The organism is Streptomyces sp. NBC_01446 (assembly GCF_026340095.1).
Classification (GTDB): Bacteria; Actinomycetota; Actinomycetes; order Streptomycetales; family Streptomycetaceae; genus Streptomyces; species Streptomyces aureus.
Map to the genome: position 1 here is coordinate 1,103,703 of NZ_JAPEPO010000001.1, position 21,746 is coordinate 1,125,448.

At 69.5% G+C, this 21,746-nt stretch carries 15 protein-coding genes and 2 pseudogenes; 8 read left to right on the top strand and 9 right to left on the bottom strand.

Annotated features, from left to right (window positions below):
• Nucleotides 1-240: 240 nt before the first annotated feature.
• Entirely contained in the window at nucleotides 241-603 is a 363-nt protein-coding gene (locus tag OG456_RS04980; protein ID WP_266557574.1) for an MmcQ/YjbR family DNA-binding protein, read from the bottom strand.
• A 647-nt stretch (nucleotides 604-1,250) separates the two neighbouring features.
• Between OG456_RS04980 and OG456_RS04985 the strand changes: the two genes are divergently transcribed.
• The 6 genes and pseudogenes from OG456_RS04985 to OG456_RS05010 all read left to right on the top strand — a co-directional run bounded on the left by OG456_RS04985 (nucleotide 1,251) and on the right by OG456_RS05010 (nucleotide 9,717).
• Nucleotides 1,251-4,820 (top strand): ThuA domain-containing protein, encoded by a 3,570-nt coding sequence (locus tag OG456_RS04985; RefSeq protein ID WP_266557576.1) that lies wholly within the window; start codon nucleotides 1,251-1,253, stop codon nucleotides 4,818-4,820.
• A gap of 11 nt (nucleotides 4,821-4,831) precedes the next feature.
• Complete coding sequence (locus OG456_RS04990) at nucleotides 4,832-5,677, top strand: sugar phosphate isomerase/epimerase (protein WP_266557578.1); 846 nt, start codon at nucleotides 4,832-4,834, stop codon at nucleotides 5,675-5,677.
• Nucleotides 5,678-6,248: 571 nt separating this feature from the next.
• Nucleotides 6,249-6,563 (top strand): hypothetical protein, encoded by a 315-nt coding sequence (locus OG456_RS04995; protein WP_266557580.1) that lies wholly within the window; start codon nucleotides 6,249-6,251, stop codon nucleotides 6,561-6,563.
• Between the two features lie 189 nt (nucleotides 6,564-6,752).
• On the top strand, nucleotides 6,753-6,923 hold the full coding sequence (locus OG456_RS05000) for a hypothetical protein (RefSeq protein ID WP_266557582.1): 171 nt from the start codon (nucleotides 6,753-6,755) through the stop codon (nucleotides 6,921-6,923).
• 571 nt (nucleotides 6,924-7,494) lie between these two features.
• Nucleotides 7,495-8,075: pseudogene (locus OG456_RS05005) on the top strand (IS607 family transposase).
• A pseudogene (locus OG456_RS05010) lies at nucleotides 8,068-9,717 on the top strand (IS200/IS605 family accessory protein TnpB-related protein). Before OG456_RS05005 ends, OG456_RS05010 begins: the two co-directional pseudogenes overlap by 8 nt.
• A gap of 47 nt (nucleotides 9,718-9,764) precedes the next feature.
• On the opposite strand, the gene OG456_RS05015 reads toward OG456_RS05010, so the two are convergent.
• From OG456_RS05015 to OG456_RS05030, 4 genes are all read right to left on the bottom strand, one after another.
• Nucleotides 9,765-10,181, bottom strand: coding sequence for a hypothetical protein (locus tag OG456_RS05015; RefSeq protein ID WP_266557583.1), 417 nt, complete (start codon nucleotides 10,179-10,181; stop codon nucleotides 9,765-9,767).
• 46 nt (nucleotides 10,182-10,227) lie between these two features.
• Nucleotides 10,228-11,049, bottom strand: a complete 822-nt coding sequence (locus OG456_RS05020; RefSeq protein WP_266557585.1) for an ABC transporter ATP-binding protein — start codon at nucleotides 11,047-11,049, stop codon at nucleotides 10,228-10,230.
• 37 nt (nucleotides 11,050-11,086) lie between these two features.
• Nucleotides 11,087-12,115, bottom strand: coding sequence for an ABC transporter substrate-binding protein (locus tag OG456_RS05025; RefSeq protein ID WP_266557587.1), 1,029 nt, complete (start codon nucleotides 12,113-12,115; stop codon nucleotides 11,087-11,089).
• A 62-nt stretch (nucleotides 12,116-12,177) separates the two neighbouring features.
• Nucleotides 12,178-13,041: an ABC transporter permease gene (locus OG456_RS05030; RefSeq protein WP_266557589.1), complete on the bottom strand. Its 864-nt coding sequence runs from the start codon at nucleotides 13,039-13,041 to the stop codon at nucleotides 12,178-12,180.
• Between the two features lie 258 nt (nucleotides 13,042-13,299).
• On the opposite strand from OG456_RS05030, the gene OG456_RS05035 reads away from it, so the two are divergent.
• Nucleotides 13,300-14,313: a LacI family DNA-binding transcriptional regulator gene (locus OG456_RS05035; RefSeq protein WP_266557591.1), complete on the top strand. Its 1,014-nt coding sequence runs from the start codon at nucleotides 13,300-13,302 to the stop codon at nucleotides 14,311-14,313.
• Between the two features lie 16 nt (nucleotides 14,314-14,329).
• Here the strand turns inward: OG456_RS05035 and OG456_RS05040 are convergent, their stop codons facing one another.
• From OG456_RS05040 to tdh, 3 genes are read right to left on the bottom strand one after another with little or no spacing between them, the layout of a single operon-like run.
• Entirely contained in the window at nucleotides 14,330-15,229 is a 900-nt protein-coding gene (locus OG456_RS05040; RefSeq protein WP_266557593.1) for a LysR family transcriptional regulator, read from the bottom strand.
• A 55-nt stretch (nucleotides 15,230-15,284) separates the two neighbouring features.
• Nucleotides 15,285-16,499 (bottom strand): glycine C-acetyltransferase, encoded by a 1,215-nt coding sequence (locus OG456_RS05045; protein WP_266557595.1) that lies wholly within the window; start codon nucleotides 16,497-16,499, stop codon nucleotides 15,285-15,287.
• Between the two features lie 57 nt (nucleotides 16,500-16,556).
• On the bottom strand, nucleotides 16,557-17,585 hold the full coding sequence (tdh, locus tag OG456_RS05050; RefSeq protein ID WP_266557597.1) for an L-threonine 3-dehydrogenase: 1,029 nt from the start codon (nucleotides 17,583-17,585) through the stop codon (nucleotides 16,557-16,559).
• Nucleotides 17,586-17,877: 292 nt separating this feature from the next.
• Between tdh and OG456_RS05055 the strand changes: the two genes are divergently transcribed.
• On the top strand, nucleotides 17,878-19,458 hold the full coding sequence (locus OG456_RS05055; protein ID WP_266557237.1) for an IS1182 family transposase: 1,581 nt from the start codon (nucleotides 17,878-17,880) through the stop codon (nucleotides 19,456-19,458).
• Between the two features lie 59 nt (nucleotides 19,459-19,517).
• On the opposite strand, the gene OG456_RS05060 is transcribed toward OG456_RS05055, so the two are convergent.
• A complete protein-coding gene (locus OG456_RS05060; RefSeq protein WP_266557599.1) occupies nucleotides 19,518-21,743 on the bottom strand; it encodes a right-handed parallel beta-helix repeat-containing protein in 2,226 nt (741 codons plus the stop codon).
• Nucleotides 21,744-21,746: the final 3 nt, after the last annotated feature.

Consider the following 21,746-nt stretch of genomic DNA (forward strand, 5'->3'; position numbering starts at 1 on the left):
GCCGGCCCCACCAGCCGAATCCCGCGGACGCCCGCGCTCACCAGGACCAGCACCAGGACTCGACCCCCCAGCCGAATCCCCGTCCCGCTCCCGCTCCTCCCCCGACCCCCGTGACCCTTCCTTCGACATTCCGCCCATGCCTGCCCGTACCCTCCCCGGCGGCGCGGCGGCCCCTGTGGCTCCGCGCTCCCCTACCCCTGCCGGATCATGCCACGCGGCACTGACATCGCCCTGTGAATATCAGTCCGTCGGCTCCGGTGGACCCAACTCCGGGTGGGCGTCCAGGAGTCGGCCCGGGGCGGCCTGGCGCCAGGAGTCGGTGAGGATGTCACGCAGTTCGTCGCCGTCGTCGAGCGCGGCGAGCCTCACCCGCACCCACGCGAAGCCCGCCTCGTGGTCCGCGATCCAGAACTTCTTCGGCTCCGCGAGAACCAGTTCGTCGCGCTCCACCTTGGGGCAGCGCACCGCGATGGAGGTCTCCTCCTCGGGCATCGTGGCGAACATCTTCCCCGCGACCCGGAACGTCGGCATGCTCCAGGCGATCTTCTCCGTCACCTCCGGCAGGGCGAGTGCAATGGAACGTACGTCGTCGGCGTCTTGCATAAAAGAAACCGTAGCCAAGGCCACTGACAGCCGCCGGTCGGAGCGCATACGCGGGACAGCCTGCCCACTGGTTCGGGCGTGACGGGCGCCGGGCCCCCGTCTAGGCGAACAACGCACGGCCGGCCCACCACTTCAGTCTCCACCGACACCGGGCCCACCGCGAACGACTTCCTGCCCGCCGCCACCGCCGCCACCGGCGCCGCCGATCCACCAGTTCAAGCGCCCCGGCGCCGGGTCCCCGGCCCCGTGAACAACGGCTAGTCGGCCCACCGGTTCAGGCGCCACCGGCACGGGGTCCCCGCCCACGAAGACCCGCCCGCCTACCCGTTCAAGCGTCGCCGGCACCAAGCCCCGCGAACAACGGACAGCCCGCTCACCACTTGAGGCGCCACCGCCGCCGCCCCCGCGATCGGCAGCCAACGGCTCCACCGGTTCGACGGCGACTTCCAGCCGGTCGCCCGTGATCGCGGCGCCCCCTCCGCACCCCCCGGCCCGTTCCGACCCATTGACCCCTCTCCGCCCGGAACCTACGCTAGCGACGCCATCGGGAAAGCGCTTTCTAAGCTTCGGCTTCCAGGCGTTCCGGCATTCCCGCAGCACTCACCGCACGCCCGAGTCGGCCACCGGCCAACAGCCCAGGGAGCGCCATGAGTTCTACGAGTTCCGCCACACCCGTACCGTCCGGGAGACATGGTCCTCCCGCGCCCACCGCGCGAAAGCCGCGCAACCCGCCCACCGCGCGAAGCCCACGCAGCCGGCGAAGCCCTCACAGGTGCTCGCCCTGGACCGTCCTCCTCGCGCTCGTCGCCCTCGTCGTCGGCCTCGGTCTGGCGGCTCCGCCGCGCGCCGAGGCCGCCGCCTCGTACCGGGTGCTCGTCTTCTCCAAGGTCACGAACTTCGCCCACGACTCGATCCCGGCGGGCATCGACGCGATCAAGAAGCTCGGCAGTGAGAACGGCTTCGAGGTCGAGGCGACCGACGACGCCGCCGCGTTCACCGACGAGAACCTCGCCCGCTTCAAGGCGATCGTCTTCAACAACACCAACTCGACGCCGGAGTCGGGCGATCTGCTCGACGCCGCCCAGCGTGCGGCCCTGCAGAAGTACGTCCGCGGGGGCGGCGGCTGGGTCGGGCTGCATGCCGCGTCGGCCAGCGAGCGGGACTGGGGCTGGTACGAGGGGCTCGTCGGAGCCATCTTCGACCAGCATCCCGCTGTACAGACGGGCCGGATCAAGGTTCTCGACCATGCGCACCCGTCCACGAAGGGGCTTCCGGAGCTCTGGGAGCGTACGGAGGAGTGGTACAACTGGCGCACCAACCCCACCGGGAAGGTGCACACGCTCGCGCAGGTCAAGGTGCGTGACGGGGTCACCGGCCTCGACGAGGGCGTCGATCACCCGTGGTCGTGGTGCCAGAACTACGACGGCGGCCGCTCCTGGTTCACCGCGGGCGGGCACGCCAAGTCGGCGTTCGAGGAAGCTGGTTTCCTCCAGCACATCCTCGGCGGCATCCAGTGGGCGGCCGGCGACAAGCCGGGTGACTGCTCGGCGACCAGGACCGGCAGCTTCCAGCGCACCCCGCTCGCGACGGCCGATCTCGCCGACCCCTTCGAGCTGGCTGTCGCGCCGGACCGGCGCGTGTTCTTCATCCAGCGGACCGGCAAGCTGAAGATCATCGACCAGGAGACGTTGAAGGTCACCACGGCGCTCGACCTCGACTACACACCCGAGATGACGAGTCAGTCGGACGGTCTGCTGGGGCTCGCGCTCGATCCGAACTTCGGGGACAACCACTGGATCTATCTGCTGAACTCCGACAAGACCGAGAAACGGATCAACCTCTCGCGGTTCACCGAGTCGGGTGGCAAGGTCGACCCGGCGTCGGAGAAGCGCCTGCTGACCCTGCCGACCTGGCGGGGCGAGGGACGCGCCAACTCCCATATGGCGGGCTCCATCGCCTTCGACAACAAGGGCGACCTCTACATCGCGACGGGCGACAACACGGACCCGTTCGCGTCGGACGGGTTCAACCCGATCGACGAGCGCGAGGGCCGGCGCGCCTGGGACGCGCAGGGCACCGCGGGCAATACGAACGACCTGCGCGGCAAGATCCTGCGGATCACCCCGAAGGCCGACGGGACGTACGGCGTCCCCGAGGGGAACCTGTTCGCGCCCGGCACCGACAAGACCCGCCCGGAGATCTACGCGATGGGCATGCGCAACCCGTTCCGGATCACGACCGATCCGGTCAGCGGCGCCCTGCTGGTGGGTGATTACGGTCCCGACGCGCGCAACGCGGTGGCAGACCGCGGACCCGAGGGCACCGTCGAGTTCAACCGCATCACCAAAGCGGGGAACTACGGCTGGCCGTACTGCATCGGCGACAACACCCCCTTCAACGACTACGACTTCGAGTCGAAGACGTCCGGGGCGAAGTTCGACTGCGGTCACCTCGTGAACGACTCGCCGAACAACACCGGCCTGCGCGATCTGCCGCCCGCGCACGCGGCGTCGGTCTGGTACGCGTACTCCGCCTCGGAGCAGTTCCCGGAGCTCGGCACCGGCGGCGGTGGCCCGATGAGCGGTCCCGTGTACGCCTACGATCCCGCGAACCCGAACAAGACCAAGTTCCCGGAGTACTTCGACGGGAAGTGGTTCAACTACGAGCTGACCAGGCAGTGGTTCAAGACCTTCTCGATCCAGGAGAAGGACCAGACGTTCACGGATCCGCGGTTCACACCCGCCAAGTCCGGCGATCTGCAGTCCATCAACTCCGTGTTCGGCGACATGAAGTGGAACCAGCCGTTCGACGCGGACTTCGGTCCCGACGGATCCATGTACGTCATCGACTTCGGGCTCGGCAGCGGCACGGGCCGCGGCGGCAGCAACGAGGGCGCCGGCATCTACCGGATCGACTACGTCGCCGACAGCCGCCTTCCCGACGCCCGGGCAGCCGCTGCGCCGGACAGCGGCTCGGCACCGCTCGCCGTCACGTTCTCCAGCGCGGGCTCGGGCCTGCCCGACGGCAAACCGGTCACGTACGCCTGGGACTTCGACGGGGACGGCACCACCGATTCGACCGACGCGAACCCGAAGCACACGTACACGAAGACCGGCGTGTTCACGGCACGGCTGACGGTGACCGGGCCGACCGGGCTCACCGGTCGCGCCGTGCAGGACATCACCGTGGGGAACACACGGCCCAAGGTGACGATCCAACAGCCACCGAACGGCGGGACGTTCAGCTTCGGCGACACGATCCCCTTCAAGATCAAGGTGACGGACCCGGAGGACGGACGTCCGATCGACTGCTCGCGCGTCGTCGTCCAGTCCCAGCTCGGCCACGACTCCCACCTGCATCCCCTGGACAACTACACGGGGTGCGCCGGGGAGATCGTGACGGACGCCGGGGACAGCCACGGGCCCGGCCAGAACCTGTACTACGGCATCAGCGCCCAGTACGAGGACAAGGGCGGGGCGGGCGGCGTGCCCGCGCTGACCGGGTCGGCGTCACTCTCGCTGCGCACCTCGTTCCGTGAGGCCGAGCACTACACGAAGACCGGTGGCGCGCACGACGGCGTCGTGGTCGCGAGCCGCGCGGACGCCTCGGGCGGCAAGAGGCTCACCGAGATCGAGGACGGGGACTGGGTGTCCTTCGACCCCGTGCACCTCAAGGGCGTCGACTCGGTGACCGTGGGCGCCGCGTCCGGCGGGATCGGCGGCGACGTCGAGTTCCGCGTGGGCTCCCCCACCGGCAAGCTGCTCGGCAAGGTGTCGGTCCCGAACACGGGAGGCTGGGGCAACGTGGTGTCCCCCACCACCCAACTGGCCGACTACGACGGCACGTTCCCGCTGTACGCCGTCTTCACCAACCCGCAGTGGAGCGCCGACAAGCCCGACCTGTTCGCGGTCGACTGGCTGCACTTCAACGGTCCCGGAGTGGAGAAGCACGCGGGCGCCAAGGTGACGGTGACCGCGACACCCGAGAGCGGCGCGCCGCCGCTCACCGTCGCGCTCAAGGGCACGGTGAAGCTCCCGGAGGGCCGCACTCCGGCCTCGTACCACTGGGACTTCGGGGACAACGGCAAGCCGAGCGGTACGGACGGCGCCGACGCCCAGCACGCGTACGCGCGCGCGGGTGCGTACACGGCGCATCTGACCGTCACCGACGACAAGGGCGACACGACCACCGGCTCGGTCCGGATCACGGTGAAGTGAGGAGTGTGGGCATGAAGAGCAGCAGAAGGGCCTTTCTCGGTACGTCGCTCGGGCTCGCGGCAGCGGTCGGTACGACGCTGCCCGCGTCGGCCGGGCAGCGGCGGCGCATACCGCGCGGCGGCATCGGCATGCACCTCTACACGATGCGTGACGTCCTCGCGAAGGACTTCGCAGGCACCGTGGCGCAGCTCGCGGAGATCGGGTACGCGACGGTCGGCGTGAGCGGGCGGCACGGGTACGGGGCGGCCGACATCCGGCGGATGCTCGACACCGTCGGCCTGCGCGCGGTCCTGGAGCATGTCGCCTATCAGACGCTGACCGGCAGCGGACTGCCGCAGGCACTGGAGGATCTGCATACCCTGGGCGCGAAGTGGCCGGTGGTGCCCAGCCTGCCGGGCTCGATGCACAGCCGGGCCGGATACCGGGAAGCGGCAAATCAGTTCAACCGGATCGGTGCCGCGTCACGCGAGGCGGGACTCGGGCCCGTCCTGTTCCACAACCACGACGGCGACCACGACGTGATGGACGGGGAGAACCTGTACGACATCCTCGTGCGCGAGACCGATCCGCATCTGGTCGCCTTCGAGCTCGACGTGTACTGGGCGTCGAAGGGCGGCGCGGACCCCGCCGCGTACTTCGTGCGGCACCCGCGCCGCTTCCCCGCCCTGCACGTGAAGGACATGGCACCCGACGGCGGGTTCGCCGACGTGGGGTCGGGGACGCTCGACTTCGCCGCCATGTTCGACGACGCCCAGGCCGGCGGAGTCAAGCAGTGGCTGGTGGAGCACGACATCCCGAAGGACCCATTCGCGACGGCCCGCAACAGCTACGAGTATCTGGCGGCGCTGCGGTACTGAGAAGGCCCGTGCAGGAGACCGGAAAAGGGACCCCGCGTCCCGAGACGCTTGCGGAACAGCGTCTCGGGGCGCGGGGTTGCCAGCTGTTGGTTGTGAAGGTTGATGAGTGGGCGTAAACGCGTGGGAGTGGGTGGCGTCAGCAGCATGTGAACGGCAGCGGCTTCACGCCGAAAAGTGAGGTCCGATTCTGGTGCGGCTGGACCCGTCAGACCACACCTTCACCACCAAGTTCCGCATCCCGCGCCGCATGCGGGACGCTACGGAACTGCCGCCGCTCCCGGGCGGGTTGATCGCAGTGCAGACCTCGGCCGTCTCGATGATCGGGCCGGACTCGTCGGCGTGGATCTCGTGCGGGCAGACGTTCCCGGGGTGTCGACCGCGATCAGGCGTTGCGCGGGCTCACGGAGGGCGTCGCGCCTGCCCGTGCTGCCGGCCGGACACGGGGCTCGGCGTCCTCTATCAGGGTCCGGTCCGGGCCGGTCACGGGGCCCACGGAGTATGGACGTGCGATGCGCCGGGTGTCATCATCACGCTGCTGTCGGGCGTGGGCCCGGCACGCAGGGGAGTGACCGTGACGCTGTACTTCGCTGTGCCTCTTGTGCTGTTGGCGTTGCTCTACGCTGCCTCCGGCGTTGCGGCGGTTACTCGCGGCTGGGTGCCCCCCATGAACCGGCGCCATGTTCATGCCCCGCGGATCTACGGCTGGGGGCAGCTGATGGTGGCCTTCGCGCTGTGCTGGCAGACGGCCTTTGGGTTGTTGATCAGCGATTCGGGGATTCGGCCGTCGGCGCCGCTGATCGGCAGCGCGATTCTGGTGGGCGGCTTCATCGTCATGATGGTGGGGCAGCGCGCCGGTGGTAAGCGCGAGCGCGGCGGTACGCCGTAAATCTTGTCCGAACGGTCTCGTTCTGAGCCGGGTGGCATGGGCTGCTGCTGTGGCGGGGCCGTTGAAGGTGCGGCCGCACATGTCATAGCGCGGCTTGACCCCTGTCATGGGAGAGCCCTTCCAGCGGTGCCCCATGGCCCCTAGGCTCGCCGTCGGATCACGGGGCACAGATGTCAACTAGGGGCACAGATGGGCTTCTTAATAGGGATCCTGCTGATCATCGTGGGAGCACCGCTGGTCGGTGTCATCGGCTCCTGGATCGAGGACGCCGGACATGTAACGGTAGGCAAGACGATCTCGGTCGGTGGGTACCTGGTGGTGCTCGGCGTCGCGGCATGGCTGATCGTCAGCTCTTTCTGACGCCCGTAACGCCGCGCCGCCGCCGGCGGTGTGCGGTTCGTCGCCAGGAGGCGCTTGCGCCTCATCGACGACATCGCGGGGGGGGTGGCGTCGCCGGGGACCCGGTGTCTACCTCCATGTGGGGCGATGGGCACTGGCGCAAGCCCCTCCCTTGCCCGAAGCACACTATGGCTTGCCTTGGCGCCGCTTCGGTGGCGATCGGCAGGCGCGCCCTCGGCCGCTCGATCCGGCGACGGGCGACACCGCCCCACTACGACCAGAGCGATCGTCGTGGGCATCGGACCGTCCAGGCCATCACCGTGTCCCAGGGCGTGAGGAACCCCCGCCATCCCGTCACGGAGCGTGCACACGATGCGCCTCGCCGGGCAAGGGCAACGAGACGAGAACACGGGAGACCGGCACATCCAACACCGTTCCGGATGCGCGCAGTTGCAGGACATTGGTTCAAGACTCACTCCTGCACACTGCTTAGGAACGGTCCCTGCCATGCGCGTAAGGGGTTCCCAACTGCTGCCTGCGAAAGGTTGTTGAGGGTGCGTAACTATGAGGGAGTTGTTGGCGTTATCAGCATATGAATCTGACGGAGTGGGCATGGGTGCAGGGGGTGAACCCGCATACGGCGTATCGCTGGTTTCGTGAGGGCACTCTGCCGGTGCCCGCCCGCCGGGTGGGACCGCGCACGATTTTGGTGAACACCGACGCGAACTCCTCACCCTCCGTGACCGGTGGTGTGGGTCTGTATGCCCGGGTCTCCTCGCATGATCAGAAGGCCGATCTGGAGTGTCAGACCGCTCGGGTCTCGGCGTGGGCGGTGAAGGCTGGTCACCGGGTGGTGCGGATCGAGTCCGAGATCGCCTCGGGTATGAACGGTGGCCGTGCGAAGGCGAAGCGGCTGCTGGCCGACCCGAAAGTGACCTGTGTGGTGGTCGAACACAAAGACCGTCTCGGCCGCATGAATGTCGAACTCGTCGAGGGCCGCTCTGTCCGCGACCGGCCGTCAACTCGTCGTTTTTTCAGGACGGCGAGGTCGAGGACGACCTGGTCCGCGACATGGTGGAGGTGCTGACCTCGTTCTGTGCCCGCCTGTACGGGCGTCGCTCGGCGAAGAACCGGGCCGCGAAGACCCTTCAAGCGGCGGCCGGCGTTGACTGAGCCGACGAAGACGCAGCGGCTGCGCACCATCGAGGACCCGTTCGTCGCGCTCGGCCCGTCCGGCGTCGCGATCCGTGACCGCCTCAAGCACCTCACCGACGTGGACGACAAGGTGTTGCGTCTGGTCGGCGCACACCTCGGACAGCTCGCGTCCCTCGATCTCAAGGCCCGCTGCGCTGACGGCCTGGACCACAACGCGGATGCGTGGGCGGCCCGTAAGCAGGCCCTGACCGGCCAGTCGTCCTCGCGCTGGGCGGGGAGTATCACGAGGGCCACGCACGATCAGTGGGCGCTGTCGCGGCGCTGTCAGCTCGCGCACATCCAGTCCCTTGAGGCCGGTGTGCGCACCCTTGTGCATCGCCTGTCCCAGCCGATCGGTGTCAAGGGCACCAAGCGGGCGCCGGGCGGATACGGCTCCCGGGGCGAGTGGTTTCACAAGTCGCGCCGTCTGGCGACGCTGGAGCACCGCCTCGATGAGGCGCGCGCCGAGTATCAGGCAGGTGTCGTGCAGGTGGTGCGCGGCGGCCGACGCCTGCTGGGCAACCGTCACCATCTCGAAGCCGCCCAACTCACCGAGAGGCAATGGCGGCAGCGGTGGGAGGCCCAGCGCTGGTTTATTGCCGCTGACGGCGAGTCCGGCAAACGCTTCGGGAATGAGACGATCCGCGTCACCCCCGATGGTGAGGTCTCCGTCAAGCTGCCCGCCCCGCTCGCCCATCTCGCCAACAGCAAGAACAGCCGGTACGTGCTCTCCTGCGAGGTGCGGTTCCAGCACCGGGGCGCCGAGTGGCGCGACCGTATCGAAGGTAACCGGGCTGTCGCGTACCGCATCCACCTCGATGACCAGTGCGGGCGCTGGTACCTCACCGCCGCGTGGACGAAGCCCGTGGTGAAGACGGTCCCGTTGGATGCAGCCCGGGCTCAGGGCATGGTCGGCGTGGATACGAACGCCGACCACTTCGCCGCCTACCACCTCGACGCGCACGGCAACCCGGTCGGCGACCCGCGGCGCTTCTTCTACGACCTCACCGGAACCGCGGACCATCGCGACGCACAGATCCGGCACGCCATCAGCCAACTCCTGCACTGGACCAAGCGATGCGGCGTCCAGGCCATCGGCATCGAGAACCTCGACTTCACCACCGAGAAAACCCGCGAGAAGCACGGCCGCAAGAAGAAGTTCCGGCAGCTCATCTCCGGCATGCCCACCGGCAATCTCAAGGCCCGCCTGGTATCCATGGCCGCCGACAGTGGCCTGTCGGTCGTCGCCGTCGACCCGGCATACACGTCGATGTGGGGCGATGAGCACTGGCGCAAACCTCTGACCAGCGCCACCCGCAAGATGTCCCGACACGACGCCGCGAGCGTCGCGATCGGGCGACGCGCCCTCGGGCACCCGATCCGGCGACGGACGGCACCGCCCCACGACGACCAGAGCGATCGTCGTGGGCATCGGACCGCCCAGGCCGGACCAGGCGCACGCGGGCGTGAGGGAACCCGCCCACCCGTCACGGACCGTGCACACGATGCACGTCACCGGACCGGCATACAGCGAACGCGGGAACCCAGCGCATCCAACACCGTTCGGGATGCGCGCAGTTCCGGGAGCGAGCATCAGATGCCACTCCCGCACACTGTTTAGGAACGGTACGTGTAGGTCGGAGGCGTGCTGTGCGCGCTAGTGCCGCATCAGGCAACGTTCGCCCTGGTGAGGAACCAAGCCAACACAGCCACGCCAATGGGCAACGCAACAAGATAGCCGACGAGGATACCGACGCCCGGATCAGCCAGCGCAGGAAAGGCCCAGTTCACTGCTGCAGCCACGAGCAGTCTCACCGCTGCCAGCGCAAGGAGAGCGGCAACAACAGCAAGCCGACGCGGCGGGCCCGCCCCGCGGTACAACTCAGCCGCAGGCCCGATCGCGATCAGGCCCGTCACGAGGAGGACGAAACCAGTGTCAGGCAGCCACCCGAACGGCCACCCCACCAGAGCGACCAACCCGCAGACAGCAAGACCGCCCAGTTCCTGTGCGACGGTGGACACCACCGGATGGTCCCACGAGGGGCCTCGGATCGAGCCGCTCCCACTGTCCTCTTCATTGGCCACGTCGTCAGATTAGCCATCGGCAGGGCGAACGTTGCCTGATGCGGCACTAGTCGTGCGCCGAGACCGCCCCCAGAAGTTCGCGGATGCGGCCTGTCGCCGTGCGGAACTCGGGGGTCGCGAGCGTCGCGGCGTAGTCCCGTTCGGCCGGCAGGCCGACGTCGATGATCTCGGTGACGGTGCCGGGGCGCGGGCTCATGACGACGACGCGGTCCGCGAGGTAGACGGCCTCCGGGATGGAGTGGGTCACCAGGAGGACAGTGGTGCGGGTCTGGCGCCAGATGCGGTTCATCTCGACGTTCATCTGCTCGCGTGTGAGGGCGTCGAGGGCGCCGAACGGCTCGTCCATGAGGAGTACGGGTGGCTCGTGCAGCAGGGCCCGGCACAGGGCGACGCGCTGCTGCATGCCGCCCGACAGTTCGTGCGGATACGCGTCCTCGAAGCCGGTGAGGCCGGTCATCCGGATCAGTTCGTCGGCACGCGCGCGCGCCTGGGCGGTGGGCATGCCGCGCATCTCTGCTTGGAGCAGGATGTTGCGGCGCGCCGAGCGCCACTCCAGGAGGGCCGCGCGCTGGAAGACGTATCCGATGTCCTTGCGTGGGCCGCGTACCAGTTCGTCGTGCAGGCGGACTTCGCCTGACGAGGGTGTGAGGAGGCCCGCGACGAGCTTGAGGAGTGTGGACTTGCCGCAGCCGGACGGTCCGACGATGGCGACGAACTCGCCGGCTGCGACGTCGAGCGAGACGTCGGTGAGCGCGGTGACGTCCTTCTTCTTCGTGCGGAAGCGGACGTCGACGTCTGTCGCGCGCACGGCGGCTCCGACGTGTGCGCTCGCTCCGTCGGTCTTCTTCAGTGTGGCGTCCTTCGGCATGGTGCAGCTCTCCTTGTGGGCCGTACGGGACGGGTGCTCAGCCCTTGATCCCGTTGGCCGAATCCCAGTAGTCCGCCACCGGCTTCGGGCTCTTGACCATGCCCGCCTGGGCGAAGACGTCGATGGTCTGCTGCCAGTCGGCCTCGGTGTTGGCGCCGGGTGCCTTGCCCTGTGTCGCGTCCGTGTGCAGGAGGGTCAGGGTGGTCTTGAACTGCTCGGACAGCACGGTCTCCGGGGGGAGTTGCTCGGAGGCGCCCTTCATGGAGGCGACGGCGGGTTCGGGGCTCTTCTCCGCGGCGGCCCAGGACTCGCTGACGGCCTCGACCATGCGCTTGGCCAGATCGCCCTTGCCCTGAAGGGTCTTGGGGCCTGCGATGAGACCGTTCGAGTAGAAGTTGAGGCCGTGCTCGGAGAAGCGGAGGTACGAGACGTCCTTCTTCGCCTTGTCCTGCATGGTGGGGCCCTGGTCGCTCGCGTAGCCGAGGAGGGCGTCGGTCTTGCCCGAGATGACGGCGGCGATCTTGCCGGCGGGGTCGGTGTTCTGGACCTTGACGTCCGACTCGGCGAGGCCGTTCTTCTTCAGGAAGATGGGGAACGTCTTGGACAGCGCGTCGCCCGCCGTCCCCGCGATGGTCTTGCCCTTGAGGTCCGCCGGGGACTTGATGTTCTGGCTCGCGAACGACTGCACGGATGCGGGTGTCGTCTGGAGGAAGACTCCCAGGCTCTTCACGTTGACGCCCTGGTCCACGCCGGCGAGCACGGCGGGGGTGTCGGCCCAGCCGAAGTCGGTCTGGCCCGCGCCTGTGGCCTGCACGGTCTTCTGGGAGCCCTGTCCCGCGCGGATCTCCAGGTCGATGCCGTGCTTCTCGAAGATCTTCTGCTTCTTGCCGTAGTAGAAGGGCGCGTGTTCGCCGTACGGGTACCAGTTGAGCGTCAGCGTGACCTTGTCGAGCTTCTTGCCTGAGTCGCTGGTCGACGTGGAGCCGGAGTCGTCGCCGCAGGCCGTCGCCGTGAGGGCGAGGAGCGTCAGGGGGACGAGTCCGGTCAGGATTCTGCGCGCGTGCATGGGGCGGCCCTTCTCACGGCGGTCGGTGGGTGGTCCGGGGCGGTTCCCGGGAATGCAGGCGTTCAGTACGCCGTGGTCGCCGCGATGTCGCGGCGGCTCGCGTGCCACGGCAGGAGGAGCTTCTCGGCGATCTCGACGAGGACGAAGAGCACGACACCGATCAAGGACATGACGAGCAGGCCCGCGAAGAGCATCGGGGTGTCGAGGTTGCCGTTGGCCTGGAGGATGACGTAGCCCAGTCCCTCGTTCGCGCCCACGAATTCACCGACGACGGCGCCGGTGACGGCGAGCGTGACGGCCACCTTGAGGCCGGAGAACAGGTGCGGCAGGGAGGCCGGGAAGCGGATTTTGCAGAAGGTCTGCCAGGGGCTGGCGCCCATCGTCGCGGAGAGCTGGAGCATCTCCGGGTCGACGGCCTTGAGTCCGGTCACCATCGAGATGACGACGGGGAAGAACGCGATGAGTACGGCGATGAGGATCTTCGGCGCGATGCCGAAACCGAGCCAGACCACGAACAGCGGCGCGATCGCGATCTTCGGCACGACCTGGGCAAAGAGCAGGATCGGATAGAGGGTCTTCTCGACGGTCGACGAGTAGACCATGATCACGGCGGAGAGGATGCCTACGCCGACGGCGATGACGAAGCCGAGCAGCGTCTCGTACGTGGTCACCCAGGTGTGCTGCCAGAGGTAGTCCGGCTTGTCGAGGATGACGTCGAGGGTCCGGCCCGGTGACGGCACCAGATAGGGCTCGACCAGTTCCGCCGCGGCGATCACCCACCAGGCGACGAAACAGATCACGAGCAGCGCGACGGGGCGCCAGCTCCGCTCGGCCACGTCCGCGGCACGCCGGCGCAGCCCGGGCGCCTGCCGGTCGGCAACTCCCGCCGTTTTGGCGGGGGTTGCGGGCAGTGTGCTCTGACTCACGATGAACTCCTACGGAATCGGGAGGCAGTTGAGGGGGCCGGGGTAACGAACTCGCGAGGTTACGGATCAATGCTCACTACGGTAACGAAGCCCGGAAATCGCTTTCAGAAAGCGCTTTCTGGTACGATGTCAGCCACGCTAATGACTCGTGGAGCACAGGGTCAATAGGCCGTTCCGAAGTTTCCTGTGACCGGTGCCGAAGCCGGAATCCGAGGGGGCAGGGTGGGCGAACCGCACGGGCACCCGCAACAACCGCACGTGACCCTCGACGCGGTGGCCCGCACGGCGGGGGTCTCCCCCGCTACGGCGTCCCGCGCCCTGAACGGAACCACCCGCGTCCGCGACGACCTGTTGCGCCGGGTCCGCGCCGCGGCCGACGAACTCGGCTACATCCCGAACGCCCACGCGCAGGCCCTCGCCAGCGCCTCCAACAACACCGTCGGCGTCATCTGCCACGACGTGGGCGACCCGTACTTCGCCGCGATCGCCAGCGGCATCATGGCGCGGGCCGCCGAGCGCGGGCTGCTGGTGATGCTGTCCAGCACGTTCCGCGCGCCCGAGCGCGAGATCGCGTACATCTCCATGCTGCGCGCGCAGCGGGCCCGCGCGATCCTGCTCATCGGCTCCGGCTTCCAGGACCCCGCGTGGGAGCGGTCGCTGGAGTCCGAGATCGCTCCCTATCTGCGCGGTGGGGGCCGGGTCGCGGTCGTGAGCCGGCACCGCAGTCTGCGCGTCGACACCGTGCTGCCGGAGAACCGCGCGGGGGCGGCGGCGCTCGCCCGGGCGCTGCTCGGCCTCGGGCACCGGGAGTTCGGGGTGCTCGCCGGGCCCGCGCGGCTGACGACCGTCGCGGACCGGCTGACCGGATTCCGGCAGGGGCTCGCCGAGGAGGGGGTGCCCCTCGCGGACGAGCGGGTCGTCGAGGGGGCCTTCACGCGCGACGGCGGATACGCGGCGGCGAGCGAACTGCTGCGCCGCGCACCCCGGCCCACGTGCGTCTTCGCCGTCACCGACGTGATGGCTGTGGGGGCGCTCGCCGCGTTCCGCGACCACGGCCTGCGCGTCCCTCAGGACATCTCGCTGGCCGGCTTCGACGACATCCCGCTGGTCCGCGAACTGACCCCGCCCCTCACGACGGTGGCCCTCCCCCTGACCGGCATGGGCCGCGCCGCCCTCGACCTCGCGTTACGTGAACCGAGGGGGCCGCGCTCGCGGGTGGAGCGGATCGTGGGCGAGGTACGGATACGGGCGAGCACGGGAACGCCGGGGTGACCGGGTCGCCTCTCGGTTACTCGGCCGCTTCCCCCAGCGCCTCCAGTACCGGCCTGATCAGAGGGTGCTCCTCCGCTCCGCAGCGGACCGCCGCGAAGACCCTGCGGGTCGGGGCCACCCCGTCGACCGGGCGGACGACCGCGTCGGACAGGTCCATGCCGCGCAGCGCCGAGCGTGGCACCAGGGCGACGCCCGCGCCCGCCGAGGCGAGGGCGACGACGGCGCGGAAGTCGTCCGAGGAGTGCTCGACCTGCGGCTGGAAACCGGCGTGCTCGCAGGCCAGGACCACCACGTCGTGGCACGGGTTGCCGGGGAACGGGCCGATCCAGGTGTCCTTGGCCAGCTCGGCCAGCGGCACCCGGTCGGACGCCGCGAGCCGGTGCCCCGCGGGAAGCACCGCGTCGAACGGCTCGGCGTACAGCGGTACGCGCGTCAGGCGGGCGTCGTCCGCTCCCGGCGCCCCCCGGTACTCGACGGCGACCGCGACGTCGACCTGCCGGTCGAGGACCATGGGCAGGCTCGCGTCGCCCTCGGCGTCCTGGACGCGGATCCGGATGCCGGGCGCCGTCCGCGCGAGGCGGCTCAGGGCCGGGGCGACGACCAGGCCGATCCCGGTGGCGAACGCGGCGACGGTGACCGTGCCGGCCGCCCCCGAGCTGTACGCGGCGAGCTCGGCCTCCGCCCGCTCCAGCTGGGCGAGGACCGCGTTCGTGTGCGTGAGCAGGATCTCGCCCGCCGGGGTGAGCCGGACGCCCTTCGCGCCCCGCTCGACGAGCCGGTGGCCGGTCTCCTGTTCCAGGGCGGTCAGCTGCTGGGAGACCGCTGAGGGGGTCAGATAGAGCGCGGCGGCAGCCGCCGTCACGGTGCGGTGGTCGGCCACCGCTCGGAGGATGTGCAGCCGCCGCGCTTCGATCATGTGACCGATTCTCCCAAATGTGCCGCCGATGTCCGAACCGGGGGCAAGCCCCAGGTCAGCTGGCCGCCCCGGCGGGCTCCGCGTCGAGCTCCGCGCGCGCCGCGACGAAGGCGTCCACGGCCCGGTTCACGTCCTCGGTGGAGTGCGCCGCGGAGAGCTGGACGCGGATCCGCGCCTTGCCCTGCGGGACGACCGGGTACGAGAAGCCGATCACGTACACGCCGCGCTCCAGGAGCAGCTCGGCCATGCGGCCCGCGACGGACGCGTCGCCGATCATGACGGGCGCGATGGCGTGGTCGCCGGGCAGGATGTCGAAGCCCTCCTGCGCCATGCGGGTGCGGAAGAGCGCCGTGTTCGCGGCGAGCCGCTCACGCAGCTCGCCCGCCGACTCCAGGAGGTCGAGGACCTTGAGGGACGCGGCCGCGATGACCGGGGCGAGACTGTTGGAGAAGAGGTACGGGCGCGAGCGCTGGCGCAGCAGCGCGACGATCTCGGCGCGGGCCGCGACGTAGCCGCCGGAGGCGCCGCCGAGGGCCTTGCCGAGGGTGCCGGTAATGATGTCGACGCGGTCCATGACGCCGTGCAGTTCGGGGGTGCCGCGGCCGCCGGGGCCGACGAAGCCGACGGCGTGCGAGTCGTCGACCATGACCATGGCGTCGTAGCGGTCGGCGAGGTCGCAGATCTCGCTCAGCGGCGCCACGTAGCCGTCCATGGAGAAGACGCCGTCGGTGACGATGAGGCGGCGGCGCGCGGACTGCGCCTCCTTCAACTGCTGCTCCAGGTCCGCGAGATCGCGGTTGGCGTAGCGGAAGCGGCGGGCCTTGGACAGGCGGATGCCGTCGATGATCGAGGCGTGGTTCAGCGCGTCGGAGATGACGGCGTCCTCCTCGCCCAGGAGCGTCTCGAAGACACCGCCGTTGGCGTCGAAGCAGGAGGAGTAGAGGATCGTGTCCTCCTGGCCGAGGAACGTGGACAGGCGCGCCTCGAGCTCCTTGTGGACCTCCTGGGTGCCGCAGATGAAGCGCACGGAGGCCATGCCGTAGCCCCAGCGGTCGAGTGCCTCGTGGCCGGCGGCGATGACCTCGGGGTGGTCGGCGAGGCCGAGGTAGTTGTTCGCGCAGAAGTTGAGGACCTCGCCGGGGCGGCCGCCCGCGGTGACGGCGACCGTCGCGGACTGCGGGGTGCCGATGACGCGCTCGGGCTTGTGCAGGCCCGCGGCGGCGATCTCGTCGAGGGTGGCCTGGAGACCGTCGCGTACGGAGTCGAACATGGTGACTTCCTTTAAAAGAAGAGGTCGGTCAGGAGGTCGGGGCTTGGCGGGCCGTGCTCAGACGGTCCAGTCGAGGATGACCTTGCCGCCGCGGCCGCTGGCCGCGTCGTCGAAGGCCGCCTCGAAGTCGCGGTGGCTGTAGCGGCCCGTGATCACGGGGGCGAGGTCGAGGCCGCCCTCCAGGAGGACCGACATCGCGTACCAGGTCTCGAACATCTCGCGGCCGTAGATGCCCTTGATCGTGATCATCGAGGTGACGATCCGGGACCAGTCGACGGCGAACTCTTCTGCGGGCAGGCCGAGCATGGCGATCTTGCCGCCGTGGGTCATGTTGGCGAGCATGTCGCGCATGGCGACGGGGTTGCCCGACATCTCCAGGCCGACGTCGAAGCCCTCGCGCAGGCCGAGGTCGCGCTGTCCCTCGGCGATCGTCGTCTCGGCGACGTTCAGGGCGAGGCTGACGCCGATCTTGCGGGCCAGGTCGAGCCGCTCCTCGCTGACGTCGGTGACGACGACGTTGCGGGCGCCGGCGTGCCGGGCGACGGCCGCGGCCATGAGGCCGATGGGCCCGGCGCCGGTGATCAGGACGTCCTCGCCGACCAGCGGGAACGACAAGGCGGTGTGCACGGCGTTACCGAACGGGTCGAAGATCGCGGCCACGTCGAGGTCGACCGGCACGCGGTGCACCCACACGTTGGAAGCGGGCAGAGCGACGTACTCGGCGAACGCGCCGTCGCGTCCGACGCCGAGCCCGACCGTGGAGCGGCACAGGTGGCGCCGCCCGGCGAGACAGTTGCGGCACTTGCCGCAGACGAGGTGGCCCTCGCCGCTGACGCGGTCGCCGATGGCGATGTCGGCGACGTCACGGCCGGTCTCGACGACCTCGCCGACGAACTCGTGGCCGACGATCAGCGGCGCGCTGATGGCCTGCTGCGCCCAGCCGTCCCAGTTGCGGATGTGGAGGTCGGTGCCGCAGATCCCGGTCCTGAGGACCTTGATCAGCACATCTGTGTGGCCGATGCCCGGCTCGGGCACGTCCGTCAGCCACAGTCCCGGCTCGGACTTCTCCTTGACCAGCGCCTTCAACGCACGGCTCCCCTCGTCGCACCCCGCGTCACGGCATGCCGGGACCGGCCGCCGTGCGAGGGGAAGAGTGAAATGACAGCACGGGAGGGCGCCTTGGTGCGGCTGCGGCGCGCCCTGCTGCCGACGGGAGCAAATCTGCCGTACTGCGGCGCTCTTGGTCCATCGAGGATTTCTTAAGCGCCGCCGCAGGTTTCCTTCAGGCCTCTCCCGGCACGGGAGCTAGAAGACTCATGAAGATCTTGGGTTCTGGCCCCGCCGCGTGAGCGGCGGGGCCAGACTGTTTGTTGTGGTGATGGGGGAATGGGCCGGGGAGACGATCGGGCCGGATGTATGGGAGACCTGCCGGGATTTGATCCCGGCAGGGAGTGTGTTCGCGTTCCTGGCCGAGCATCGCAGCGCGCTGTTCGAAGCGGAGATGTTTGCGGACATGTACCCGTCGGCGAACGGGCGGCCGAGCATGCCGCCGCAGATCCTGGCCGCTTCGATCACGCTACAGGCCCTGCACGGGCTTTCGGACTTCGAGACGGTCCAGGAGCTGCGGTGCGACCTGCGGTGGAAGGCCGCCTGTGGACTGGGCCTTCATGACATGGCGTTCGATCCGTCGTTGCTGGCCTACTTCCGCCGCCGGCTGGCCCGTTCCGCCCGGCCGAACCGGGTATTCGAGGCTGTGCGTGAGGTCGTGAAGGCCACCGGTGTCCTCAAGGGCAAGCACCGCCGGGCGCTGGATTCCACTGTGCTGGACGACGCGGTGGCCACCCAGGACACCGTCACCCAGATCATCGCCGCCATCCGGGCGGTGATCCGGGAAGTCCCCGGGGCCGGCGAGGTGGCAGCCGTGCAGTGCACCGCGCACGACTACAACGACCCGGGCAAGCCGAGGATCGCCTGGAACGACGAGCAGGCCCGTGCCGACCTGGTCGACGCCCTGGTCGGTGACGCACTGCGGCTGCTGGGCCATCTGCCCGAGCAGCAGCTCGACGAGAAGGCCGCGAACGCGGTCGGCATCCTGGCCCTGGTCGCAGGTCAGGACGTGGAGCCCGCCGAGGACTCCGACGGCCGCGACGGGCGCTGGCGCATCACCCAGGGCACCGCACCAAACCGGATGGTCTCCACTGTCGACCCCGAAGCCCGGCACGTGCACAAGACCCGCACCCACCAACAGGATGGCTTCAAGGCCCACCTCGCCATGGAGCCCGAGACCGGGTTATACACCGCCGTCGCCCTGCGGCCCGGAGCCGGTCCCGAGCACCACGAGGCGATGGTCGGAATCGACCTGCTCACCGACGAGGACGAGCCCGTTGACGCCTTCGGTGACACCGCCTACTCCACCGGCGACGCCCGCCACAGCCTCGAAACTGCCGGTCACCGGCTGTTCCTCAAACCCGCACCACTGCGGCCCGCCGTCCCTGGCGGCTTCACCCTCGACGACTTCATCATCGACACCGGCGCCGCCACCGTGACCTGCCCCGCCGGACACACCGTCCCTTTATCCGCTCCCGCCGGGCAGCACCACCAGCGCAAAGCCTCGTTCAAGGACGTGTGCGCCGGATGCCCCCTTCGTGAGCGGTGCACCAAGGCCAAGGCCGGGCGGATCCTGACCATCCGTCCGCACCACGACCTGCTCGCCGCCGCTCGCCACCAGACCGCCACCGATCCCGACTGGCAGGCTGACTACCGGCGCTGGAGACCACCAGTCGAACGCGCCGTCGCCTGGCTCGTCCACCACAACAACCGCAAACTCCGCTACCGCGGCACCATCAAGAACGACGCCTGGCTCCACACCCGAGCAGCCGCCCTCAACCTCCGCCGACTGATCAACCTCGGACTCACCCGAACCAACGGAACCTGGCACCTCACCCCGGTCAATACATAGCCGGAGGGGCCGCCCGGCCTGCGGCCGGACAACCCCTCAGCAAGATCTTCATGAGTCTTCTAGGGGTGGACAAGCACGTGGGCGAGTGCCACGCGTCCCGTTCCCGTGAGCTTGATCCGTACGTAGCGGGCCTCGGTGCCCGTGTCGGTGTCCAGGACGGTGGGCCGCAGGGCCTTGCCCGGGACGTGGAGGGTGGTGGCGTCCGCGAAGTCCGCGGTGCGGGCCAGCTGGACGTCGAAGCCGGTCGTGGTCATCGCGGTGTTGTTCCAGACCTCGACCTGCCCGACGTGCTGTATGGACCCCAGGTCGACCTGCCACCAGGCGCCCGGCTCGGACAGGGTGCGGGTGTCGGTGGAGGTGTCTCCGTCGGTCGCGGCGGCCGCGGTGGCGGTGCCGTCCGTGGAGGACTGCGAGGCGGTGCCGGTGCGGGCGAGGTCGGGGCGAAGCTGTTCGGCGCGGTCGTGTCCCTGGGCGCCCGCGGCGGCGGCGACCTTCAGCGCGTCGGCGGGGAGCCGGTCGAGCTTGGTGTGGTTGTCGGCCGTCGCCGAGCCGGTGCCGGCGAGGGCGGGGGCGTCGGTGTCGGTCCAGTTGCCGGTGGCGTGGTTGTCGATGCCGTAGTCGGCCCAGTTGGACACCCACTTGTAGCCGAGGCGGGTGAGGACGTTGCCCTCGACACGGATGTGGCTGGACTGTTCGTCGAGGTAGATGCCGTTGCCGTCGCGCTCGGTGTTGCCGAAGGCGCTGCGGTTGATGTAGTTGCCGGAGATGACGGTGCCGGGCTGGGCGCCCTGGGTGTAGATGGCGCCGCCGTCGTGCTGCTCGTGCTCGACGCGCATGACGTTCGTGATCCGGTTGTTCGTGATCCGGTTGTCGCGCAGGACGGACTTCTGCGCCTCGGGCTGGTTCCAGCCCCAGCCGACGGAGATGCCCGAGTAGGGCAGGTCGTCGAGGGTGTTGTGGTCGATGACGGTGGCGGCCTCGTAGCCGGCCCAGATGCCGACGGCGTCGGTGAACTCCACACCGGTGCGGCGGATGGTGTTGTACGCCACCGTGTTGCGCGCACCCACGAGTTCAGGAGCCGGCATGGGTTCCGTGTCCCCTATGTAGGCGGCTCCGGAGGACAGGTCGGTGAAGCGCGAGCGGGTGAGCTTCGAATCCTGCGTACCGGCTTCGAACACCACTCCGGCGCCGCCGAGCCGGCTGAACTCGACCTGGTCGACGCTCACATGCCTGCCGCCCCGCACGGTGAGGGCGGCGGAGGGCTTGGTGTAGTAGCGGCCCGCGTGGTCCTTGGGGCCGGTGGCGCCGGTGAGTACGAGTCCCGCCTGCATGCCGGCGTAGCCCTCGTCGGTGGAGGGCTGGTGCCAGGCCGCGTAACGCAGCGCGATGCCCTCGATGCGCACGTCGTGGGCGCCGTCGAGGACGAGAAGCTGCTCGGTGGCCGGGGTGACGGCCTTGGCGCCGCGCATGTCCTCGCCCTTGCGCGGCAGGTACGTGAGGGTGCGGGCGTCCGAGTTCCAGACGAACTCGCCCGGCTGATCGAGGAGTTCGGGCGCATTCTCGAAGTACTTGACCTTCGAGTAGCGCGACGAGTCGACCGCGGTGGTGTCCCACGCGGGGCCCGTGCGGTCGGTGCCGGAGGCGGAGTTGGTCCAGCAGGGCTGGGCGAAGGTCAGGATGTCGCCGGTGACGGAGTCGATGCGGCAGTGGTAGTTGCGCCAGCGGACGCTGATGACGGCCTCGGCGTCGGTGGGGCGGGCCCAGGAGGCGATGCCGGTGGCCTTCGCGCCGGTCATGCCGGTCTTGGTGGCGTCGCACACGGAGGCGGCGCACGATGCGCCGCGTGCGGGCACGGCCCGTACCCCGTCGACGAAGAGCTGGCGGGGCGTGACACCTTCGGGGACGTGCGTGGTCCAGGTCCCGTCGGTGTTGCTGTCCCAGCCCTTCAGGGCCTTGCCCCCGGAGAGTACGGGGTGTGCGCCTCGCTCGGCGGTCCAGGTGACGGTGTGCCCGTCGCGCCCGGAGTCGGCCGCGCCGAGTTCCAGCGGTCTGCTCAACGCGTAGGTTCCGTCGGCAAGTTCGACGCGTACGTCGCGTCCGTCGACGGTGCGGGCGGCGTCGCGGGCGCCGCCGAGGGAACAGGGGCGGCCGTGCGTACAGGCGGTGCCGGAGCCGTCGGGGGCGGCGTGCAGGACACGGGGGGACGGGTCGGCCTGTGCGGCGGGGGCGGTGGACAGGAGGGCGGCCGTGGCGGCGAGGGCTACGGCGATGCGGGTGCCGTTCATGAT

Coding starts and splice junctions, on each gene's coding strand:
- OG456_RS04985 (WP_266557576.1), top strand. CDS start 1,251: ATGAGTTCTACGAGTTCCGCCACACCCGTACCGTCCGGGAGACATGGT.
- OG456_RS04980 (WP_266557574.1), bottom strand. CDS start 603: ATGCAAGACGCCGACGACGTACGTTCCATTGCACTCGCCCTGCCGGAG.
- OG456_RS05025 (WP_266557587.1), bottom strand. CDS start 12,115: ATGCACGCGCGCAGAATCCTGACCGGACTCGTCCCCCTGACGCTCCTC.
- OG456_RS05060 (WP_266557599.1), bottom strand. CDS start 21,743: ATGAACGGCACCCGCATCGCCGTAGCCCTCGCCGCCACGGCCGCCCTC.
- OG456_RS05040 (WP_266557593.1), bottom strand. CDS start 15,229: ATGATCGAAGCGCGGCGGCTGCACATCCTCCGAGCGGTGGCCGACCAC.
- OG456_RS04990 (WP_266557578.1), top strand. CDS start 4,832: ATGAAGAGCAGCAGAAGGGCCTTTCTCGGTACGTCGCTCGGGCTCGCG.
- OG456_RS05045 (WP_266557595.1), bottom strand. CDS start 16,499: ATGTTCGACTCCGTACGCGACGGTCTCCAGGCCACCCTCGACGAGATC.
- OG456_RS05000 (WP_266557582.1), top strand. CDS start 6,753: ATGGGCTTCTTAATAGGGATCCTGCTGATCATCGTGGGAGCACCGCTG.
- OG456_RS05055 (WP_266557237.1), top strand. CDS start 17,878: ATGGGGGAATGGGCCGGGGAGACGATCGGGCCGGATGTATGGGAGACC.
- OG456_RS05020 (WP_266557585.1), bottom strand. CDS start 11,049: ATGCCGAAGGACGCCACACTGAAGAAGACCGACGGAGCGAGCGCACAC.